Origin of the sequence: Niveibacterium microcysteis, from assembly GCF_017161445.1 — a bacterium.
Classification (GTDB): domain Bacteria; phylum Pseudomonadota; class Gammaproteobacteria; order Burkholderiales; family Rhodocyclaceae; genus Niveibacterium; species Niveibacterium microcysteis.
Window position 1 is genome coordinate 4,212,694 of record NZ_CP071060.1, and the last position, 20,617, is coordinate 4,233,310.

Annotated in this window: 14 protein-coding genes; 2 read left to right on the forward strand and 12 right to left on the reverse strand. The window is 66.3% G+C overall.

Features of this window, described 5'->3' with window-relative positions:
- Window positions 1–66 precede the first annotated feature (66 nt).
- The 8 genes from ppdK to JY500_RS19180 all read right to left on the reverse strand — a co-directional run bounded on the left by ppdK (window position 67) and on the right by JY500_RS19180 (window position 14,074).
- Entirely contained in the window at window positions 67–2,859 is a 2,793-nt protein-coding gene (gene ppdK, locus JY500_RS19145; protein WP_206254209.1) for a pyruvate, phosphate dikinase, read from the reverse strand.
- 240 nt (window positions 2,860–3,099) lie between these two features.
- On the reverse strand, window positions 3,100–6,600 hold the full coding sequence (locus JY500_RS19150; protein ID WP_206254210.1) for a P-loop NTPase fold protein: 3,501 nt from the start codon (window positions 6,598–6,600) through the stop codon (window positions 3,100–3,102).
- 101 nt (window positions 6,601–6,701) lie between these two features.
- Complete coding sequence (locus tag JY500_RS19155; protein ID WP_206254211.1) at window positions 6,702–7,151, reverse strand: DUF411 domain-containing protein; 450 nt, start codon at window positions 7,149–7,151, stop codon at window positions 6,702–6,704.
- 40 nt (window positions 7,152–7,191) lie between these two features.
- Window positions 7,192–8,253, reverse strand: a complete 1,062-nt coding sequence (locus JY500_RS19160) for an AI-2E family transporter (protein ID WP_206254212.1) — start codon at window positions 8,251–8,253, stop codon at window positions 7,192–7,194.
- A gap of 61 nt (window positions 8,254–8,314) precedes the next feature.
- On the reverse strand, window positions 8,315–9,487 hold the full coding sequence (locus JY500_RS19165) for a GGDEF domain-containing protein (RefSeq protein ID WP_206254213.1): 1,173 nt from the start codon (window positions 9,485–9,487) through the stop codon (window positions 8,315–8,317).
- Window positions 9,480–12,059 carry an ATP-binding protein gene (locus JY500_RS19170; RefSeq protein ID WP_206254214.1) on the reverse strand — a complete coding sequence of 860 codons (2,580 nt, stop codon included), beginning with the start codon at window positions 12,057–12,059 and terminating at the stop codon, window positions 9,480–9,482. The genes JY500_RS19165 and JY500_RS19170 overlap by 8 nt, the downstream gene beginning before the upstream one ends.
- 77 nt (window positions 12,060–12,136) lie before the next feature.
- The gene (locus tag JY500_RS19175; protein ID WP_206254215.1) at window positions 12,137–12,913 is read right to left on the reverse strand and encodes a substrate-binding periplasmic protein; all 777 of its coding nucleotides are present in this window, start codon (window positions 12,911–12,913) and stop codon (window positions 12,137–12,139) included.
- A gap of 96 nt (window positions 12,914–13,009) precedes the next feature.
- Window positions 13,010–14,074: an ABC transporter ATP-binding protein gene (locus JY500_RS19180; RefSeq protein ID WP_206254216.1), complete on the reverse strand. Its 1,065-nt coding sequence runs from the start codon at window positions 14,072–14,074 to the stop codon at window positions 13,010–13,012.
- Window positions 14,075–14,104: 30 nt separating this feature from the next.
- Here JY500_RS19180 and JY500_RS19185 point away from each other — a divergent pair, with 30 nt between their 5' ends.
- Window positions 14,105–15,742, forward strand: a complete 1,638-nt coding sequence (locus tag JY500_RS19185; RefSeq protein WP_206254217.1) for an ABC transporter permease — start codon at window positions 14,105–14,107, stop codon at window positions 15,740–15,742.
- Window positions 15,743–15,800: 58 nt separating this feature from the next.
- Here JY500_RS19185 and JY500_RS19190 read toward each other — a convergent pair whose 3' ends face one another.
- The 3 genes from JY500_RS19190 to JY500_RS19200 all read right to left on the reverse strand — a co-directional run bounded on the left by JY500_RS19190 (window position 15,801) and on the right by JY500_RS19200 (window position 19,086).
- Window positions 15,801–16,814: a Fe(3+) ABC transporter substrate-binding protein gene (locus JY500_RS19190; RefSeq protein ID WP_206254218.1), complete on the reverse strand. Its 1,014-nt coding sequence runs from the start codon at window positions 16,812–16,814 to the stop codon at window positions 15,801–15,803.
- Window positions 16,815–16,960: 146 nt separating this feature from the next.
- Window positions 16,961–18,043, reverse strand: coding sequence for an NADH:flavin oxidoreductase/NADH oxidase (locus tag JY500_RS19195; protein ID WP_206254219.1), 1,083 nt, complete (start codon window positions 18,041–18,043; stop codon window positions 16,961–16,963).
- Window positions 18,044–18,075: 32 nt separating this feature from the next.
- On the reverse strand, window positions 18,076–19,086 hold the full coding sequence (locus JY500_RS19200) for a zinc-binding alcohol dehydrogenase family protein (RefSeq protein WP_206254220.1): 1,011 nt from the start codon (window positions 19,084–19,086) through the stop codon (window positions 18,076–18,078).
- A 168-nt stretch (window positions 19,087–19,254) separates the two neighbouring features.
- Here JY500_RS19200 and JY500_RS19205 point away from each other — a divergent pair, with 168 nt between their 5' ends.
- The gene (locus tag JY500_RS19205; protein ID WP_206254221.1) at window positions 19,255–20,160 is read left to right on the forward strand and encodes a LysR family transcriptional regulator; all 906 of its coding nucleotides are present in this window, start codon (window positions 19,255–19,257) and stop codon (window positions 20,158–20,160) included.
- A gap of 18 nt (window positions 20,161–20,178) precedes the next feature.
- Here the strand turns inward: JY500_RS19205 and JY500_RS19210 are convergent, their stop codons facing one another.
- The gene (locus JY500_RS19210; RefSeq protein ID WP_246479695.1) at window positions 20,179–20,607 is read right to left on the reverse strand and encodes an EamA family transporter; all 429 of its coding nucleotides are present in this window, start codon (window positions 20,605–20,607) and stop codon (window positions 20,179–20,181) included.
- Window positions 20,608–20,617 lie beyond the last annotated feature (10 nt).

Consider the following 20,617-nt stretch of genomic DNA (forward strand, 5'->3'; position numbering starts at 1 on the left):
GTCAGCGCAAAAAAAGAAGCGCGTCCGGCCATAGCCGGAACGCGCTCACTCTCCTTCCAAAACGGTCTAGTCGAACACGCTCGTGCTGTACTCCTTCTCGCGCAACTTCGCCTGTGCCGCGGCGAGGCGAGCGATCGGCACCCGCGGCGCGGAGCACGACACATAGTTCAGGCCGATTGCATGGCAGAAGCGCACGGAATCCGGCTGGCCGCCCTGCTCGCCGCAGATGCCCACCTTCAGATCTGGGCGAGCTTCACGCCCCCACTGCACGGCCATCTGCATCAGGCGACCAACCCCTTTGACGTCCAGCACCTCGAATGGGTTTTCGCGCAGGATCTTGGACTCCTGATAGAAGGGCAGGAACTTGTTCTCCGCGTCCTCGCGCGAGAACGAGAAGGTGGCCTGGGTCAGGTCGTTGGTGCCGAAGCTGAAGAACTCGGCCACGCGTGCAAGGCTGCCAGCCCGCACGCAGGCGCGCACCACCTCGATCATCGTGCCGAAGCGCACATGCGGGCGTTCACCCAGCAGCGCCGCGACGCGGTCCAGTTCGGTGTCGAAGATCGCCTTCACGCGAACCAGCTCTTCCTTGGTGCATACCTGCGGCACCATGATCTCGGCGTTGACCGTCACGCCTTCGCGCAAGCTGCCCGCCGCCGCTTCGAAGAGCGCACGGATCTGCATCGTGTAGATCTCGGGATTGGTCAGTCCGAGACGCACACCGCGATGGCCGAGCATCGGGTTCACTTCGTGCAAGGCATGCACCTTGCGCAGCATCGCCTCACGCCGCGCAATCAGGGCATCGAAACGGTGCTGCTGCTCGTACTGCACCAGGTTCGCGTTGAGGTGATCGAGGCTGTCCACATAGGCGTGATGCAGCTCGGGGTCGAGCATGCGCAGCGTTTCCGGCAGCTCGTTCATGCCGCGTACCGCACGTTTGAGGTTGCGCAGGTGATCGATCTCGAATTCAAGCTGCGATGCGGTTGGCAGGAATTCGTGGATCGGCGGATCGAGCAGCCGCACCGTCACCGGCAGGCCATCCATCGCGCGGAAGATGCCCTTGAAGTCTTCGCGCTGGAAGGGCAGCAGGCGATCGAGCGCGTCCTGCCGCTCTTCCGGTGTGTCGGCCAGAATCATCTCCTGCACCACTGGCAGACGGCCGGGGTCGTTGAACATGCGCTCGGTACGGCACAGGCCGATACCCACGGCGCCGAAGCGGCGCGCACGCGCGGCGTCGTTTGGCGTGTCGGCATTGGCGCGCACCTTCAGTGTCGCGGCTTCGTCGGCCCATTCAAGTAGGGTCTGCAGCTCGTCGAAAAACTCTGCTTCCACCGTCGGGATACGGCCGGCGTAGACCTTGCCGGTGCTGCCATCGATCGTGATCACATCGCCTTCGACAAACTCCGCGTCACCGACGCGCGCCTTGCGCGCATGCACGTCGATCTGGATCGCGGCGCAACCGGATACGCAGGGCTTGCCCATGCCGCGCGCGACAACTGCCGCATGCGATGTCTTGCCGCCGCGCGCAGTCAGGATGCCCTGCGCAGCGAAGAAGCCATGGATGTCTTCCGGCTTGGTCTCCTCACGCACCAGGATGATCTTCTCGCCAAGCTTGCCGCGCGCTTCCGCGGTATCCGCATCGAACACGACGCGGCCGGATGCGGCACCCGGCGAGGCCGGCAGGCCGGTCGCGAGCGCCACTGCATTGGCGCCAGGTGCGAGCGTCGGCACCATCAGCTGTTCAAGCAGGGCCGGGTTCACACGCAGCAGCGCCTGCTCGCGGGTGATTACGCCCTCGCTGGCCATCTCGACCGAGGTCACCACCATCGCGCGGGCGTTCATCTTGCCGTTGCGCGTCTGCAGCGCGTAGAGGCGGCCCTTCTCGATCGTGAATTCGAAGTCCTGCACTTCCTTGTAGTGGGCTTCGAGCTTGTTGCGCAGCTCCATCAACTCGGCGTGCAGGCGCGGCATCTCCTGCTGCATTTCCGCGATCGGCTTGGGCGTGCGGATGCCGGCAACCACATCTTCGCCCTGCGCGTTCGTGAGGTATTCGCCGAAGATCACGTTCTCGCCGGTGGCCGGGTTGCGCGTGAAGCCCACACCGGTGGCCGAGTCGTTGCCCATGTTGCCGAACACCATCGTGCACACGTTGACCGCGGTGCCGTTGGCCATCTCGGGAGTGATCTTGAATTGCCGCCGATAATCGACCGCGCGTTTGCCCATCCAGGACCGGAACACGGCGGCGATCGCCATCTCCAGCTGCTGCATCGGATCGGTCGGGAACGGATGACCGGTGTGCTGCTCGACAATGCCGATATAGGTCTGCGCCAGATCCTTCAATTGCGGCGCGGTGAGGTCCACGTCCTGCGCGGCACCCACCTTCGCCTTCAAGGCGTTCATCGCCTCGTCGAAGAGTTCGTCCGGCACACCCAGCGCGATCTTGCCGTAGAGCTGGACGAAGCGGCGCCAGGCGTCATAGCCGAAGCGCGGGTTGTCGGTCTGGTGGATCAGCCCTTCCAGCGTCGCGGGGTTGAGGCCCAGGTTGAGGATCGTGTCCATCATGCCGGGCATCGACATCGCAGAGCCCGATCGCACCGACACCAGCAGCGGATTCGTCGCGGAGCCAAAGCCCTTGCCGGTCTTCTGCTCGAGTTCGCGCATCGCTGCGCGCACTTCGTCCATCACGCCGTTGGGCAGCACGTCGTGCTCGAGATAGGCGAGGCAGGCTTCGGTGGTGATCGTGAACCCGGGCGGAACGTTCAGCCCGATCTGCGTCATCTCGGCAAGGTTTGCGCCCTTGCCGCCGAGCAACATCTTGTTCTTGCCGTCGCCGCATTCGAACGAATAGACATAGGTGGTCATGGCTCCCTCTCCCTGAAGGGCACCTGACACCATCTGGCCGTCCTGGCGTTGGACGTGGGGGGCGAATTCGGAGACTGAGCCCCGGCGCGTGCGAGCGTCACTGACGGTCGATCCGTCAGGCGCCAGTTGGCGTGATGACGAAACACCGTTGCGCTGACGATAGTCCTCGGGTTGGCCGCCCCTTTTAAGCGAGGTCAACAGTCAGATGTAAGACCTGATTCAATCGCAAGGCTCATTGCGCTACATCTTCGCGACCGGCGCCCCAGTCGGTGCTGTGGATGGCGCCGCCTCCATCCGAACGCCGGTCGCAAGTCGGCGGAACTGCGGCACGAAGCTGCGCACAGCGGCCAGATCAAAGCGCTTGGCATGCGCGTCGAATGCCGCCTTCAGCGCGTCACGCAACTCGGTCGATTCGACGCGCGCAAGGACTTCGGCCGGGCTGCCGGCCGACTCCCAGCCCGCCACTGCTTTGTCGAGCGCACCGATTGCGACCAGTTCCGGCGACGGATCGCTGCTCGCCAGCGGCACGAGCGCCTCGTGGCGCCGCAGCAACCACATGCGCAGTTCGTCGCGCAGCGTCGGCGCGCGGCGGCTGTTGCGCGCCATCATTGCGAGGTAGCGCACGCGGTTCTGGTAGCGCTTCACCGCGCGCGGCGTGCGCAGCGCCGTCGCAACCACCGGATTCCAGATTGCCAGTGCGTCGCGGAAGGCAGGCGAATCGCGCACCACCGGGCTTGGGCGCCGCACCAGGCCGAGGCCCGCCATCACGGTCGTGATCAGCAAGAGCAGCGCTGCGCTGCCCCACGCCTTCTGCGGCGTTGTGGCCGCGGTGAAGAACACCGGCCCCTGTGGCTGCTCGGTCGGCAGCGCTACGCCCGCTGCCGGCGGCCTCGCTGATGCCGGCGGGCCCGCCACGACCTTGACCACCGGTGCCGATGCAAGATCAGGCGTGCGCTGCACCGCCGCAGGCAATTGTGACCCCAGCCACGCACCTGCCCAGATCGCACAAACACCGACCAGTACCGGCCACAAACGACACACGCGGCGCGCGGCCTGGGGCAGCGCAAAGCCGGTGGCGTCTGCGCGATCTTCATCCTGCAGATGGGCACTACGTGTCGGGTCGAGCCTCGGAACCGGCACCTCGATGTTGATGAGCTTTTCGAGGTACTGCTGCGCGTATTCACGCCGCACCCGGCGTGCGCGCGCATCCTTGTCCTCGCCCGGCAACTCGGCCGCGGCCTTGGCGCTTTCGGCTTCGACCAGTTCATGCGCGACCTTCTCGAACGCGAGCCCGACGCAGGCTTCGACGCGCGCACGGGCCATGCCGAGCACCACGTACACGCGCCCGGACGAAACGAGGAAGTTCACCGCCTCCATCACCTCAAGCACGGCTTCAGGTTTGCAGCGATCAAGGTCGTCGATCAGGACCAGCATCGTGCGCGGTTCCAGCGCGGCAGTCACCTCACCAAACTGCTCTGCGAACTTCTGCCGGAAGCTCGCCTGAGAGCCGAGATCCTTCACCGAGGCGCGCGACGAGATCGACGCCGCAAGCGAGGCCGGGTCCACGCCGAATGCCCGCATCCGCAGCAGGGCGCCAACCAGCGGGGCGAACGCACCGGCCGCAAGGCCCATCGCACGCAGGCGGGACACGAAGGAATCCGGGTCAGGTTTGACCTTGTCGTCGCTTAGCGCAAACCACAGGTCGTTCGCGAGCGTGAGCCAGTTGTCGAGCACCGTGCCGGGGTGGGTCAAGGTCCACCCGAACAGCCCGACCGAGAACGCTACCGCGAGCGACATCGGCCAGTAACGACGGCCGCGGGTCCACAGCAGACGCACGCGGTATTCGAAGCCCTCGAGACTCAGCCAGCCCGGAATCGCCTGATCGCGAATGGACGTCAGCAGCGCCGCCAGCAGCGCCTCTTCCTTCTGATGGTGCCAGGCGTTGAACCACACGCAGCGCACACCGAAGCGCGACAGATCCTCCTTCAAGAGCCCCATCAAGGAACTCTTGCCGCTCCCCCAATCGCCGGTGATCGCGATCGTCAGTGGCGCATCGGTCTTCTCGTTGCGCAGGAAGGCCGACAACCCCCACGCCAGCGGCGCAAAGTCGAGGCGGTCCTCGCGTGCGGCGGCGAGGGGCTTGTCGGACACGAAAGCGTCCGCCGCCGTGTCGGTCACTGCGTTCGACTGTGGTGGCGGGCGTCGCAGCGCGGCGGCGGCGAGCCCCAGCAAGCCAACCACCCATGCCAACCACAGCCAAGGCGCCGGCCAGCGCTGATAGCGCGCCCCCTGCGGCTGCCAGTGCAGCCCGCCATCCAGCGTGGTGTAACGAATGCCGCCGGCACCGACGGCGCTGCCCGCACCCCCAGCCGTGACACGGATCTCGCGCAGGGCCCCCACCGCGCCGGCCGACAGCGCCTGCCACTGGGCTGCCCCCTGCAGCTGGCGGAAGATGCTGCCGGACTCGCCCACGGCGAACATGCGACCACCACCACTGCGTACCGCACGCAGTGCCACATCCGGCACTTTGGTGCCGACCGGGGCACCCAAGGCATAGGGCAAGGCCGCGCTACGCACCAACCAGACACCGCGTTGCCCACCCCAGGTTTCGCCATCGGCACGCAGTTGCAGGATGCGGCCGCGGCCACCGAGTGGGGCAGCCGCTTCGCGCCAACTCGCACCGCCGTCGACACTGTCGAAGATGCGAGCCCCCTGCGTGAGCATCAGCACCCGTCCGCTCGCTGCGTCGATCGCGGCGCCCACGAGCGCGCCCAACTCGGCACGCACACGCCAGCTGTTGCTCGCGGCCTCGAACAGATACAACGCCCCGCTGCGACTCACCATCCATTGCTGCCCGTCGGGCCGCAGCGCAACGGCCAGGATGGCGCTGCCGATCTTTACCAGCGGTTCCCAGTTTGTGCCGCCGTCCCGGGTGCCGAACAAGGTCCCGTCGGCGGCGCCCAGCAATCCGCGCCGCCCGCTCGCATCGAAGGCGATCGTGTTCAGATCGGGAGGCAACACCACCACAGGGCGTTCAGGCGCGCGCTGCGGTGCCGATTGCACCGCGGCGGGTGCGACTTGCTGCTGTACGGGCGGCGGTGTGACGGTGGTTGGGGCGTCACCCGCCTTCGGGTTCTTGCGCGGCGCGGCGTTCGGCGACACCGGCTCGCCCAGCAAGCGGATCTCGCTCTCGTTCAACAGGGGCCCTGCGACACCGCCCTGCGCCTTGTCGGGCGCCTTGCTCTGCAGCGCGCTGTCGATCGGTTGCTGCGCGGATTGTTGTTTCGGATCGTAGGCGTTTGCGGCGGCGTTCGCGCTGCCAATCACGCCGAGCCATGCCCCCTTGGCGGCCGGTCTTTCGCTGCCGGGCTCCGGCGCGCTGGTGTCACCCGGCAAGCGCTGGCGCGACCAGCTCGCACCAGCGTCGATGGAATGCAGGATCAGACCGGCGTCGCCGACCACCCAGAGTTGCTCACCATCGCTGGCGACATGCAGGCCACGCAGGGTGCCGCCGATCAGCGGCAGGCGCAGCGCGGCGTTGCGCTCGACTGGATAGCGCCACCAATCCAGCGTCATGAACTCCGGTGCGGTGAGCGGATCGGGCCGCAGCGACTGGGTAAGCCCGAGCGCGGTGCTCGCCACCAGCCACACGAGGCTGAACACGAACAGCACGCCGCGTGCGGAAACGCGCGAACCGCTTGATGCCGTGCCCGATGCGGGCGCCGCGTCGCCTTTGAGCATGTGTGCGTCTGCCGGGGAGGGGATTCTCCAAGCTAGACCCGATGCTCACGGAATGCAAAGCGAAACAGCGCCGCCACGCCGCGTGGCCGCGGGAAACGCGCTTACTGCGGACGTGTACCGACGTAGCGGGCGTACGGCTTCAGCGCGCCTTCGCGCGTGAAGCTGACGACCTCGTAGGGCGGCTCGGCGCCGCCTTCCATGCCGGGTGAGCCCGCCGGCATACCCGGCGCAGCGATGCCGGTGACCTTTGGCTTCTCGGCAAGCAGGCGTTTGACGCTGGCAGCCGGAACATGCCCTTCGACAACATAGCCCCCGACAGTGGCGGTGTGGCAGGACGCGGCGGCGGCCGGCACGCCAAGGCGCCGCTTGATCGCGTCCATGTCCTCGACTGGTTTCTCGGTCACCTTGAAGCCGGCCTGCCGCATATGCGCGGCCCATCCGCCGCAGCAACCGCATGACGGATTCTTGTAGCTGATTACTTCGGGCAGCGGCGCAGCCACGGCCACGCCGGCGAGTGCGGCAAGAGTGAGGGCGATCAGTGCGTGCTTCATCTTAGTGCTCCGTTCGTTTGCATGGCGGCAGATCGCGGTGTCAGTGCGCGGTGGCGTCGCGCAACTTGAGCCAGCGCTGCGTCAGACTGATCCCAAGCGCGAGCAGCGTCGGGCCGAGGAAAAGTCCAACGAGACCAAACGCCAGCACGCCGCCGAACACACCGAGCACCGCGACCAGCAGCGGCAGGCTCGAAGTGCGCGCGATCAGCAATGGCTTGACGATGTTGTCGACCGAGCTGATCGCCAGCACGCCGTACAAGACCATGAAGATCGCCCAACCCAGCTCGCCACGGTCGTAAAGCCACAGCGCCGCGCCCCCCCAAACCAGGGGCGGACCGACCGGCACCATCGACAGCAGGAAGACCAGCGAGGCCAGCAACACCGGCGCTGGCACGCCAGCGATCGTGAAGCCGAGCGCCGCGACAAGCGCCTGGGCGAGCGCGGTGCCAACCATGCCCAGCATCACGCCGAATACCGTCTTCTGTGCAGTGGTGAGCAGCTCGCGGCCCGTCTCGCCGTAGAGTCGTTCGACCATGCGTTCGATTGCATCACGCAGCGCCAGGCCGTCGCGGTACAGGAAGAACAGTACGAACACGGCCAGAGACACCTGTACGACACCCACGCCGAGCGCAGCGATAACCTTCAAACCGAACGCGCGCGCCGGCTCCATCAGCTTCTGCCCGAGGCCGACCATGGCTTCGCGGCTGCTCAGGAGTGCCTGCAGGTAGGTCGCCAACGAGTCCCCCAGCAGCGGCAGGCTACGCACCCATTGCGGTACTTGCAGCGGGCCGTTCTCCAGACGCAGCCGAATCAGGCCGAACAGCCACTGGAACCCATCGGCCGCCGAACTGGTGACCACCACCACCGGCACCACGATCGCCAGCACGCAGGCGATACACATCACGGCCGCCGCCACCGCGCGCCGGCCGCGCAGCACGGACAGCACGCGCGCGTAGAGCGGCCAGGTCGACAGCGCCACCACCGTGGCGAACAGGATCGTGACGATGAAGGGAGCGAGCACGAGCCAGCAGCCGGCGACGAGGCCGATTGTCAGCGCAAGCTGCGCGAAGTTTTCAAAACGCTGGGCGGGATGTGTGGACATGGGCTCACCGGCCGGGGGTAAGCGTCGATCTTACCGGCCGCAGCGACGTACCGCGCGGGGCTCAGTCAAGTTCGCGCACGCCAGCGGTGCCGTCGGGGTTGCGACGCGCATGGTCGAGCGCCGCTTCGGCACTGAGCATCAAGGCGTCGGTCGTCGACTCGCTGCGCACGGAACAGGCGACCCCGGCACAGGCGGCGATCTCGATGTCGAAGTGGCCGAGTTCGAGCGGGCTGAGGCTGATCTCCAGCACGATGTCGCGCGCGAGCCCGGCACCGATCTCCGGCCCGGCATCGGGCATCACCACGATGTAGCCCTTGCCACCCCATCGTGCGAGCAGGCAGCTGCGCGGCATCACGTTGCGGATGCAGGTGGTGACATGGCGCAGCACCGCGTCACCCACATCGTGGCCATACCAGTCGTTGAACTGGCGGAAGTTATCCAGATCCACCCGCACTACGGTCGTCGGCCGACCGCGTGGTGCATTGCGCTCGAGCGCCGCTTCGATCGCCTCGTCGGCGGCAAGGCGGTTGGGCAGGCCGGTCAGCAAGTCTTCACGGCGAGCGTTCTCGCGCAGGCGTTGAAGCGCACGCTCGCCGAGCAGCATCATGCACATCAGGATGCCCAGCACCAGCGTGATCATCACCACCACCAGCAGCAAGGGCTGCAGCGGCGAGTCGGTATAGAAGCGGTCGAAGTCGTCGCGGAACACCCATACCGACGCGGCGCGCAAGGCAAGGGTCGCGGCCAGAACACCGAGGGTGACGATCAACCCCAGGGTCACGACCGAGCGGCGCAGGCGCAGGCTGCAATACAGTTCCCACAAGGTCAGCAAGACCGTGACCAAGAGGCCGACGCTGAGTACCGCGACGCGCCCGATCAAACTGGGCATCGCGAAGGTGTACCAGACCGACGCGATGAAGCTGCACGCCAGCACCGCGCCGATATAGGGCAGACGCGCGTGGCGATCGATCAGGCGACAGAGCCCGAGGTGTATCAGCCCCTGACTGGCGAGCGTGCCAAAGTTGCCCAGCACGATCGCGAGCGACAACCACGCCGGCCCGAGCACGCGCAGCGCACTCGCCGCTGAACCACACGCCAGCATCAGGCAGGCCCACGCAATCGGGCGCGCACCGCGCATCAGCGGATCGAAACCACGAATGAAGACGCGCAGCATCAGCCCCATGCACAGCGCGACCAGCGTGGTGGCAAAGAGAATCGACGTAAGATCAAGCATCGCTGGCCACCGTTTCGCGCTGCGGCAACCAGCGCGAAAGCACTTCCAGCAGGGTCTTGAGCACCACCGGTTTGGCGAGGAAGTCGTCCATGCCGGCAGCAAAGCACTGCGCGCGGTTCTCGGCGAAGGCGTTGGCGGTCAGCGCGACGATCGGCACGCGTTCGCGACCGAGCGAGGACTCCCATTCCCGGATGCGCCGCGTCGCGGCGAAGCCGTCGAGCACCGGCATCTGACAGTCCATCAGGATCAGATCCGGCGAGTGACCCTGTGCGAGCAGGTCTGCCGCCTGCAGTCCGTCGCCGGCAACCATCACGCGATAGTGCCGATGCAGCAGCATCGTCTCGATCACCTTGGCGTTGGTCGGACTGTCTTCCACCACCAGGATGAGAGGCGCCTCGTCCTCGCCATGTGAATGCGGCAGCGACTGCAACGCCGGGCGCAGCGCCGGGCTGGCCGCGGCGGCCGCGCCATGCAATCGCGCCTGGATGCGGAACCAGAAGCAGGCGCCCTCGCCGGGCTCGCTCCTCACGCCCACATCGCCATCCATCAGCAGCGCAAGACTGCGCACGATGGAAAGCCCCAGTCCGCTGCCACCTGCCGAACGGGTGGCCGCGGTGTCGACCTGACTGAACGGCTGAAACAGCATGCCAAGTTTGTCCGGTGCGATGCCGATGCCGCAGTCGGTCACCGCAAAGCGCAATTGCACGGTATCGGACTCACGCGACAGCACTTCGCCCTCGACGCGAATCACACCGCGGACACTGAACTTGATCGCGTTGCTGATCAGGTTCGAGAGCATCTGGCGCAGACGCACCGGATCGAGCCAGAACGTATCCAGCGCATCGCCCGACCAATGCGTTTCGATGGAGAGGCCCTTGCGTTGCGCGGCATCGGCAAACAGCGCCGAGGTCTCGTCGAGTAGCACGGCCGGCATGCACGCAGTCGGGTTGAGGTCCATCCGCCCCGCTTCCACACGCGACAGGTCGAGGATGTCGTTGAGCAAGGTAAGCAGCGTTTCGCCGGAGCTCAGCACGGTGCGGGCGTACTCCTCGCGCTCGGCGTCGCTCAGGTCCGGCATCTGCAGCAACTGCGCCATGCCGAGGATGCCGTTCATCGGCGTGCGGATCTCGTGCGACATGGTGGCGAGGAAGTGGCTCTTCGCGCGGTTGGCGGTTTCGGCCGCCTCTTTTGCAGAGCGCAGCGCGGCCTCGCTGCGATGGCGCTCGGTCACATCGTTGAACGTGCCGATGTAGTTGCACACGCGCCCCTGGGCATCCTTCACCGCCGAAATCGCGAGATGCTCCGGGTACAGCTCGCCGGACCGGCGACGATTGATCAGTTCGCCCTGCCAGCGCCCCTCACGGTTGATCGTTTGCCACAGCTCGCGGTAGAAGTCCGCCTCGTGCAGGCCCGACGACAGCACATGCGGCGTACGGCCGACCACTTCGCCTTCGGTGTAGCCGGTGATCTGCGTGAAGGCACGGTTGACACGCAGGATCCGGCACTGCGGATCGGTGATCATGATGCCGTCGAAAGCGGCGTCGAACACACTGGCCGCCAGTTCCAGCGCATCCCGCGCGGCCATCTGCTCGCGCTCGCGACGCACCTGCAGCCGGTGCACCAAGCCGCCGAACACCAGCACGAACACCAGGGCACCGATGCTCATCGCGGCGAGGTTGCCCATCTCGCGGCGCCAGTCGTGCAGGATCGTGTCCTGCGTGAAGCGCACCTGCAGGACCAGCGGATAGAGCCGCGAAGCATGGTATGCGCGGGACACCGCGGGGTCGGCCCCCTTGGCGAGGCCGATCTCGCGGTCCAGCAGCAGCTTGCTGAAAAGTGGGTCCGCGGACTGGTCGGTGCCAGGCGCCGCTTGCTCAGGTGCGGTCGACAGCAGCATCAAGCCGTCGTAACGCGACACCGAAACGAGAAAGTCCTCACGCGCAGCAGCGCTGGCCAGCTGATTGACGAAGTAATCGGGATTGATCGTTGCAACGACGTATCCCTCGTCATGAGCGTCGACCAGCGGCCGCGCGACGGTAAAGAAATACGCCGATGCGCGCGCATCGACCGGGCCCGGCGACGGCTCGCCGTCGCCCAGGTCGCGCCCGATCCACACGCCGGAAACGCGCAACAGCGTCGCGTCGCTGGCGCCGCCGATCGCCCTCACCGCCGCCGCGTCGAGTCTGCGCCCGCGCACCCCAGGCGCAGAGCTGGCGAGGATGCGGCCATCCTTGGCGACGATCGCGAGCGAACGAATCGCCGGCAAGCCGTTGATCGCGCCCTGCAATTGGGCCTCGAAGGCATCCGCCTGATTGCCCGGCTGTTCGCGCCAGCCGACCAGGCTTGCGTCGAGCTGGCGGTCGATCATCTGCATCATCAACGTGACCTGATACTCGCCCACGCGGGCCACGTTGCTCGCGAGCGTACGATGCGTGAGCACCGCCTCGTTGCGCAGCCGGTTGGCGTGATACAGCACCGCGATGAGGCCGAACAGGCAGAAGGCGACCAGCACCGCACCGATGCCACGCGGCAGGCGTATCGCGCGCAAGCCCTGTCGCGGCTCAGTGCTCATCGCCAACTCCAGCACAGCTGCGGCGTGGGTCGGAACGCCATGCCGGCGAGCGCAGAAGGTTGATTTGCGGCACCCGATCAGTCCTTGATCATCATCGGCTCAAGCCCGTACCGCTGTGCGGCGGCGAACAGCCGGCCATCCGCGCGGATGGCGCTGACGAACGCGTCCACACGCTGCAGCCAGGCGCTGTCGCCCTGCTTCACCGCGTAGGCGGCATTCACCATGAAGTAAGGCGTCGGCGGCGCAAACACGCGCACCCAGTCGTGGTTGTCGCGCATCTTGCGGGTGAAGGGAAAGTCCGACATGAACACGTCAACGCGCCCAGCCTCCAGCTCCGCCTCACGCGTCCGCGGCGGCACGATCACGACCAGCTCTGCCTGCTGCAGGCGCTCCCGCATCAGCGGCTCATGATAGGTCCCGGCAAGCACGGCGACGCGGGTGCCCGGGCGATCGATATCCTGCCAGCTCCGCACGCGCGTGTTGTGCCGCGTTGTCACCGCATAGACATCGCCGCGCAGGTAGGGCCGCGAGAGAGCGAGCTTCTCGACCCGCTGAGGCGTCACTGCCACCCCCATCATCGCGATGTCGCAGCGGTCGCCATCCAGGTCTTCGATGAAGCGGCCGAAGGTGGTGTCAACGAACTGCAAGGTCACCCCGAGGTCGCGCGCGAATTCGCGCGCCATGTCGGTATCGAGGCCGCTCAGTACGCCCGACTTCGGGTTACGGAAACTGAGTCCGTAATAGTCGGGCCAGATGCATACCCGCAGGGTCTTGCTCGCGCGAACCTTGTCCAACTGCGACGCGGCCGCCGCGCCCACCACGGGTGCGAGCAAGCCGCCGCACAGCGCCAGCATGCCGCAAACCCTCACCCCCCATCGCCACCCCAAGTGCATTACGCCTCCGCAAACACCCCAGCGTCGGCCACCGCGAAGCATGCTGCCACGCCCGAATCAGTCGGACCGGAATGCGATCACATGATCCGCATCGAGGCGGATCCCGATCAGCTCACCGAGGGCATGGTTGTGGTGCGAGGGCACCAGCGAGAGCACTTCGCGTCCGCTCGCCAGACGCAGGGTGTAGAGAATATCGGCACCGCGGAACGCTTTCTGAACCACTTCCGCGCGCAAGTCGCTCGCATCGTCGTGCACCACGTCGTCCGGGCGCAACAGCAGATCCACCTGACTGTCGATTTCGCACAGCGCCCCGTCGCGCGAACACACGATCGGCTCGGCTGCACGCAGACGGCCAAGCTCGATGTCGACGCTGCGCGCATCCACCACACGGCCCGGCAGGAAGGCGCCCTGACCAACGAAATCCGCAACGAAGCGATCGCGCGGGCGGTGGTAGATGTTGTAGGGGGTGTCCCACTGGCGCAGCGTGCCCTCGGCCATCACACCCACTTCGTCGGCCATCGCGAAGGCTTCATGCTGGTCGTGCGTCACCAGCAAGGCCGTCGCGCCTTCGCGCTTCAGGATGTCGCGCACCTCGGCGGCGATCCGTTCGCGCAAATCGACGTCAAGACTTGAAAACGGCTCGTCGAGCAACACAAGCTGCGGTCTCGGTGCGAGAGCCCGCGCCAGCGCCACGCGCTGCTGCTGACCACCCGAGAGCTCATGCGGGTAGGCTGCGCCGTACCCCTGCAGGCCGACCAGTTGCAGCAACTCGGCGACACGCGCCGCGCGTGCCTCGGCCGGCAAGGCGCGGATGCCGAAGGCGATATTGCGCGACACATCGAGGTGCGGGAACAGCGCGTAGTCCTGGAACACCATGCCGATCTGACGCGCCTCGGCCGCGACGCGGTGATCGGGGGCGCTGACGCGCTTGCCATCGATGCAGATCTCGCCGCCAGCAATCGGCTCGAAACCCGCGATGCAACGCAACAGGGTGGTCTTGCCACAGCCCGAGGGCCCCAGCAGGCACGCGATGCGGCCAGCGGCAAGGCTCAGATCGACGCCATTGACGACGGTGCGCGCGCCGTAGCGCTGAACGACGGCTTTGAGTTCGAGTCGGAACATGGGTATCGATTATAATTCGCATTTGCGCCCATGCCCGCTTCGCGTTTTCTCACCCCTCTCGTCGCGATTGCCCTCGTCATCGCCTTGCTGACCGGTCTGCCGGTTGCAAGCGTGGGCCTCAACCTGCTGGTAGGTGGCACCAGCGCGACCTGGGCGCATCTGAGCGAGACGGTGCTGGGCGACTACATCGGCAATTCGCTTCGGCTGTGCGTCGGGGTCGGTTGCGGTGTCGCGATTGTCGGCACCGCGACGGCATGGCTCACGGCGATGCATGACTTCCCGGGGCGGCGCGTGTTCGAGTGGGCATTGGTGCTGCCGCTGGCGGTGCCCGCCTATGTGATGGCCTACGTCTACACCGACCTGCTGCAGTTCGTCGGGCCGGTGCAAACGGCGCTACGCAACACCTTCGGCTGGTCACACGGCGACTACTGGTTTCCGGATGTGCGCTCGCTGCCCGGCGCGATCGCGATGTTCGTCTGCGTGCTCTACCCCTACGTCTACCTCCTCGCGCGTACCGCTTTCATCGAGCGTGCCGGCGGCGTGCTGGAAGCCGCGCGTACCCTGGGCCAGGGGCCGTGGCGCGCGTTCTTCAGCGTCTCGCTGCCGCTCGCGCGGCCAGCGCTCGCTGCCGGCATTACGCTGGCCTTGATGGAAACGCTGGCCGACTACGGCACCGTGGCCTACTTCGCGGTGGATACCTTCACCACCGGCATCTACCGAGCCTGGTTCTCGCTTGGTGACCGTGTAGCCTCCGCCCAGCTCGCCGCGATCCTGCTTGGCTTCGTGCTGCTGCTGATTGCACTGGAGCGCTTGACGCGTGGTCGTGCCCGTTATCACAACGCCGGCAACCGAAACCGCCCGCCGATGCGTACCCGCTTGCGGGGCCCGGCTGCGGCAGCTGCGGTACTGGCCTGCGTGCTACCGCTGGCGGCCGGCTTCCTGCTGCCTGCGGGCCTGCTGCTGAAGATGGCACTGACCGAAGGCGACGCCCAGTTTGGCGCTCGCTTCCTGACACTGGCGCGCAACAGCTTCGTGCTGGCCTCGACCACCGCCGCCCTGGCGGTGCTGCTCGCGCTGCTGCTTGCGTACTCGGCACGGGTCTCGAGGACCTGGCTGTCGCAGGGCCTCAATCGCATCGTCGGACTCGGCTATGCGGTGCCCGGCGCGGTGATCGCGGTCGGCGTGCTGATTCCGGTCACGCGGCTCGACACCTGGCTCGGCCTGCAATGGCAACAGTGGTTTGGCCACAACCCGGGCTTGCTGCTGACCGGCGGCATCGCCGCGCTGGTCTATGCCTGCCTGGTGCGTTTTCTCGCAGTGGCACTGCAAACAGTCGAAGCGAGTCTTGCGAAGATCACGCCCAGCATGGACGACGCAGCACGCAGCCTCGGCGACGGCGCCTTCGCGATCCTGCGCCGGGTGCACGCGCCGATCCTGCGCGGCAGCCTGCTTACCGCAGGTCTGCTGGTCTTCGTCGATGTGATGAAGGAGCTGCCGGCCACGCTGGTGATGCGGCCGTTCAACTTCGACACCCTTGCCACGCAGACCTACACGCTGGCCGCGGACGAGCGCCTGACGGAAGCCTCCACTGCAGCGCTAGCGATTGTCGCCGTCGGGCTGCTGCCGCTGATCGCGCTGTCGCGCCAGATTGCGCGCACCCGCAAGTAAGCACTCACCATGAAAAAGGCCGGGGCATGCCCGGCCTTTTCCGTTCACCTGCAACCGCTCACTTGTATCCGGCGCGGTCGTAGATCATCTGCGCCTTGGCCTGGTACTGCGCGAGATCCTTCACCGGCAGTTTGTCGGCCTTGAAACTGCCGAGCGTGTCGAGAGCCGGGTTCGCGATCTTGAGCCCGTCGACCACCGGCCACTCATTGTTGCCATCGGCAAAGTAGCGCTGCGCCTCGTCCGAAGCGAGGTATTCAAGGAACTTCACCGCTGCTTCACGGTGCGGCGCCGTCTTCAGCATGCCGGCGCCCGACACGTTGATATGCGTGCCGGTCGTGCCTTGGTTCGGCCATACGACGCCGATCTGCTCGATCGCCTTGCGGTCTTCAGGCTTGTCCGACCGCATCATGCGCGCGATGTAGTAGGTATTGGCCGTCGCAACCTGGCACTCGCCGGCAGCAACCGCCTTGATCTGGTCGGTATCGCCGCCCTTGGGCTGGCGTGCGAAGTTCGCCACCACGCCACGTGCCCAGGCTTCGGCCCGAGCCTCGCCCTGGTTGGCGATGATCGATGCGAGCAGCGACAGGTTGTACGGATGCGAGCCCGAGCGGCTGCAGACCTTGCCCTTGAGCGCCGGTGCGGCGAGATCGTCGTAGGTCTGCACCTGATCGCGCTTGACGCTGAGCTTGTTGAAGATGATCACGCGCGCACGGGTCGAGAAGGCGAACCAGTCTTCGGTACGCAGATGCGCCGGAATGCGGGCATTGAGTACCGGCGAGTTGACCGGCGCGAAGAGGCCGAGGTCATGGGCCTTCGCGAGCCGCGCTGCATCCACGGTAATCAGCAGATCGGCCGGGCTGTTGGCGCCCTCATTGCGGATACGCTCCAGCAATTCGTCTTCCTTGCCCTCGATCCGGTTGATCTTGATGCCGGTGAGCTTGGTGAAGTTGCTGTAGAGCGCCTCGTCGGTCTGGTAGTGACGGGCCGAGTAGAGGTTGAGGACCTTCTCCTGGGCGCCGGCGGCGGTAGCGAGCGTGGCAAAGGCGAGTGTCAGAACGGTACGGGCAAACATGGCGGTACTCCGGGAAACATCACGCCAGCACTGTACCCGTCCACGCCGCGCACGTAAATACGAATTGTTCGCGTTTGCGCAGCCCGTGCATGCAGAGCGAAGCGGGCCGACCGTCGTCGGCCCGCTCAGAGATCGCACCTGCGCCGTTACTGCGCCTTGAACAGCTTGTGCACGCCGTGGGGCTGCGAACGCCAGTACTGCGGCGGTGCGCTCACTTGCGCGCCGAGTTTGGCGGCGGCGTGCCACGGCCAGTGGGGGTCGTACAGCATCACGCGTGCCACGCCCACCATGTCCGCGTCGCCACGCGCGACGATCGCCTCGGCCTGCTCGGCTTCGGTCACTAGACCGACGGCAATGGTCGGAAGCCCCGACTCGGCACGGATGCGGGCGGCCAGCGGCACCTGGTAATCGGGCGCCGGTGTGATCGCCTGCTGCGGTGAAAGCCCGCCACTGGAAACATGGATGAAGGCGCAGTCACGCTTCGCCAGCGCCTGCGCAAGCCCGACGCTCTGCTCGAGGTCCCAGCCACCCTCGACCCAATCGGTGGCGGATATCCGGATGCCCACCGGCATGCTGGCCGGCACCGATTCACGCACCGCATCGAACACCTGCAGTGGGAAGCGCATGCGGTTCTCCAGTGAGCCGCCGTATTCGTCGGTGCGCTGGTTCGACAGCGGCGAAAGGAACTGATGCAACAGATAGCCATGCGCGGCGTGGAGCTCGATCGCATCGATGCCAATGCGATGGGCACGCTGCGCGGCCGTCACGAAGGCCTGTAGCACACGTTGCAGTCCGGCACGATCCAGCGCCGCGGGCGGTGCATCCGTATCGTTGAACGGCAGCGCCGAGGGCGCCGCGTTCTGCCAGTCGCCGCCGCTACCCGGCAGCCAGGGGGTTGCGCTGCCCGCCTTGCGACCAGCGTGGGCGAGCTGGATCGCGATCGGCATCGACGAATACTTGCGCACACTCTGCAGCACGGCGCCCAGCGCGGACTCGGTCGAGTCTGACCACAGCCCGAGGTCGGCCGGAGAGATGCGCCCGATCGGCTCGACCGCCGTCGCTTCGATGATCAGCAGCCCGGCGCCCGACAAGGCGAGCTGGCCGAGGTGGATGCGGTGCCAATCGGTGGCATGGCCATCTTCGGCCGAGTACTGGCACATCGGCGCGATGACGATGCGGTTTTCGAGTTTGAGGGGGCCGATCGAATACGGCGTAAAAAGTTGGCTCATGGTGTTCTTCCTGGTCGGGACGCGGCTGCGTCTCAGAATCCTTCCAGCACGATCTTTCCGATCGCGGTGCCGGTCTCTTGCAGACGATGCGCTTCGCGCAGATTGGCTGCGTTGATCTTGCCCAGATGCACGCGTGCAGTACTGCGCACCGCGCCCTGATCCACCAGCTTGGCGAGTTCGCCGAGCAAATCGTGTTGCGCCTGCATGTCGTCGGTCTGGTAGAGCGAACGGGTGAACATCAGTTCCCAGTGCAGGCTCAGGCTCTTGCGCTTCAAGAGCCGCACATCGATCGGGCCCGGATCGTCAATCAACGCAAGCTTGCCTTGCGGCGCGAGCACCTCGACGAGCTGCTCGAAATGCTGATCGGTCTGCGTCAGGCTGATCACATAGCCCAGCGGCGGCAGCGATAGCGCGGCAAGCTGCGGCGCCATCGGCTGACGATGGTCGATCACATGGTGGGCGCCGAGTGACGTCACCCACTCGCGCGTTTCCGGCCGCGACGCAGTGGCGACTACGGTGAGCCCGGTGAGCTGGCGCGCCAGCTGGATCAATACCGACCCGACGCCGCCCGCGGCACCAACAATCAGCAGCGCCGTCGGTTGGCCGTGACCGGCCAGCGGCACCTGCAGACGGTCGAACAACAGTTCCCACGCGGTGATGCCGGTCAGCGGCAACGCGGCGGCATCGGCGGCCGACAGCGTGCGCGGGCGCCGCGCAACGATGCGCTCATCGACCAGCTGAAACTCGGCATTGCTGCCGGGCCGGTCGATCGCGCCTGCGTACCAGACCTCGTCGCCCGGCTTGAAGAGCGTGACCTGCGGGCCAACTTCGCGCACCACGCCGACAGCGTCGAAGCCCAGAACGCGGGCCTCTCCGGCCACCGGTGCGCCGCTGCGCACCTTGGTGTCGACCGGATTCACGGACACCGCCTGGACCTGCACCAGCAGATCGCGGCCGGCCACTTCGGGGCGCGGGAGGTCAAGGTCGACGAGGCTGTCCGGAGCGTCGATCGGACCGGGCTTGCGATAGGCAATTGCCTTCATTTGCGGATCTCCCAAAGGTCAGATCGAGTTTGGGGGCGGAACGCGCGGGGCATGGTGTTCTCCTGAGTTGCAGCGAAGTGATGGCGCAACTTTACGAGTTCGCGCGGACGACGATAATCCGTGACGGCTTTGATTTACTATCAAACGCCATTTGAGAAAGGGTGTGATATGCCCCACCTGTCGGAGATCCAGCTTTTCATCCGTGTCAGCGAAACCGGCGGCATCAGCGGCGCGGCACGTCAGCTGGGGCTGACGCCCGCGACCGCCAGTGCGGCGATCAAGCGGCTGGAGCGTGAGCTGGGCAGCCAGCTCTTCGAGCGCTCGACCCGCTCGCTGCGGCTCACACCGGCCGGGGAAGACTTCCTCGGCTACTGCGTGCAATCCACACAGCTGCTGGAAGAGGGCATGGCTGCGCTTCGCCACGGCCGCGAGGGCCTGTCCGGCGAGGTGCACCTCGGCGCGCCGTCGGACCTCGGGCGCGATCATCTCGACGAATTGCTCGACCCTTTCCGCCAACAGCACCCGCAGATCCGCATCGTGATGCATCTGTCGGATGGCATGCACGACCTCTACCGCAACCCGATCGACCTCGTGCTGCGCTACGGCCTGCTGCGCGACTCGGCGCTGATCGCGCGCAAGCTGTGCGACAACGACCGTGTGCTGTGCGCCGCCCCCGCTTACCTTGAACGCCACGGGCGCCCCGAAACGATCGAGGCACTCACCGAGCACAACTGCATCTGCTTCTACCGCAACGGCGAGCTCTACAACCACTGGCGGCTGTTCCTCGATGGCCGCGCGCGCGAGGTGCAGGTCAGTGGCGACCGTGCGGCCGACGATGGCGCACTGGTACGCAAATGGGCCTTGAAGGGCTACGGCATCGCCTACAAATCGCGGCTCGACATGCAGGCCGATCTTGATGCCGGGCGGCTGATCAACCTGTTTCCGGAAGCGCAGACCGAGCAGGTCCCGCTGTATGCGGTCTATCCGAGCCGCCAGTACCAACCGGCGCGGTTGCAGGCGCTACTGCAGTACCTGCAAGCGGCCTTTGACCGAAAGCCGGCCAGCACACGCTGAGCATCGCCGTTTGTGCGCTCAGCGCATCGCCAGCACCAGCACCCCGCAGGCGACGAGCCCGATGCCGAACCACTCACGCAGCGACGGCCGTTCGCCGAGGAAGGCAAACGCGAACAAGGCGACGAGTACGAGACTGAACTTGTCGACCGGAGCGACCTTCGACGCCTCGCCGATCTGCAGCGCCCGGAAGTAGCACACCCAGGACGCGCCGGTGGCGAACGCAGAAAGCGTGAGGAACAGCAGCGTCTTCCACGACAGCGCGCGTGGGTCGCTCCACTTGCCCGCATATCCAACAAAGGCCGCCAGCACGAACACGATCACGATCGTGCGCAGCAGCGTGGCAAAGTCGGAATCAACACCGCGGATGCCCAGTTTGGCGAAAATCGCAGTCAGCGCGGCGAAGCCAGCCGACAGCAGCGCCCAGAAGAACCAGCCATTCGACGCCATCAACTCGCCC

Excerpts from the sequence above, each read along its gene's own strand:
- ppdK (WP_206254209.1), bottom strand. The coding sequence starts at position 2,859 with ATGACCACCTATGTCTATTCGTTCGAATGCGGCGACGGCAAGAACAAG.
- JY500_RS19150 (WP_206254210.1), bottom strand. The coding sequence starts at position 6,600 with ATGCTCAAAGGCGACGCGGCGCCCGCATCGGGCACGGCATCAAGCGGT.
- JY500_RS19155 (WP_206254211.1), bottom strand. The coding sequence starts at position 7,151 with ATGAAGCACGCACTGATCGCCCTCACTCTTGCCGCACTCGCCGGCGTG.
- JY500_RS19160 (WP_206254212.1), bottom strand. The coding sequence starts at position 8,253 with ATGTCCACACATCCCGCCCAGCGTTTTGAAAACTTCGCGCAGCTTGCG.
- JY500_RS19165 (WP_206254213.1), bottom strand. The coding sequence starts at position 9,487 with ATGCTTGATCTTACGTCGATTCTCTTTGCCACCACGCTGGTCGCGCTG.
- JY500_RS19170 (WP_206254214.1), bottom strand. The coding sequence starts at position 12,059 with ATGAGCACTGAGCCGCGACAGGGCTTGCGCGCGATACGCCTGCCGCGT.
- JY500_RS19175 (WP_206254215.1), bottom strand. The coding sequence starts at position 12,913 with ATGCTGGCGCTGTGCGGCGGCTTGCTCGCACCCGTGGTGGGCGCGGCG.
- JY500_RS19180 (WP_206254216.1), bottom strand. The coding sequence starts at position 14,074 with ATGTTCCGACTCGAACTCAAAGCCGTCGTTCAGCGCTACGGCGCGCGC.
- JY500_RS19185 (WP_206254217.1), top strand. The coding sequence starts at position 14,105 with ATGCCCGCTTCGCGTTTTCTCACCCCTCTCGTCGCGATTGCCCTCGTC.
- JY500_RS19190 (WP_206254218.1), bottom strand. The coding sequence starts at position 16,814 with ATGTTTGCCCGTACCGTTCTGACACTCGCCTTTGCCACGCTCGCTACC.
- JY500_RS19195 (WP_206254219.1), bottom strand. The coding sequence starts at position 18,043 with ATGAGCCAACTTTTTACGCCGTATTCGATCGGCCCCCTCAAACTCGAA.
- JY500_RS19200 (WP_206254220.1), bottom strand. The coding sequence starts at position 19,086 with ATGAAGGCAATTGCCTATCGCAAGCCCGGTCCGATCGACGCTCCGGAC.
- JY500_RS19205 (WP_206254221.1), top strand. The coding sequence starts at position 19,255 with ATGCCCCACCTGTCGGAGATCCAGCTTTTCATCCGTGTCAGCGAAACC.
- JY500_RS19210 (WP_246479695.1), bottom strand. The coding sequence starts at position 20,607 with ATGGCGTCGAATGGCTGGTTCTTCTGGGCGCTGCTGTCGGCTGGCTTC.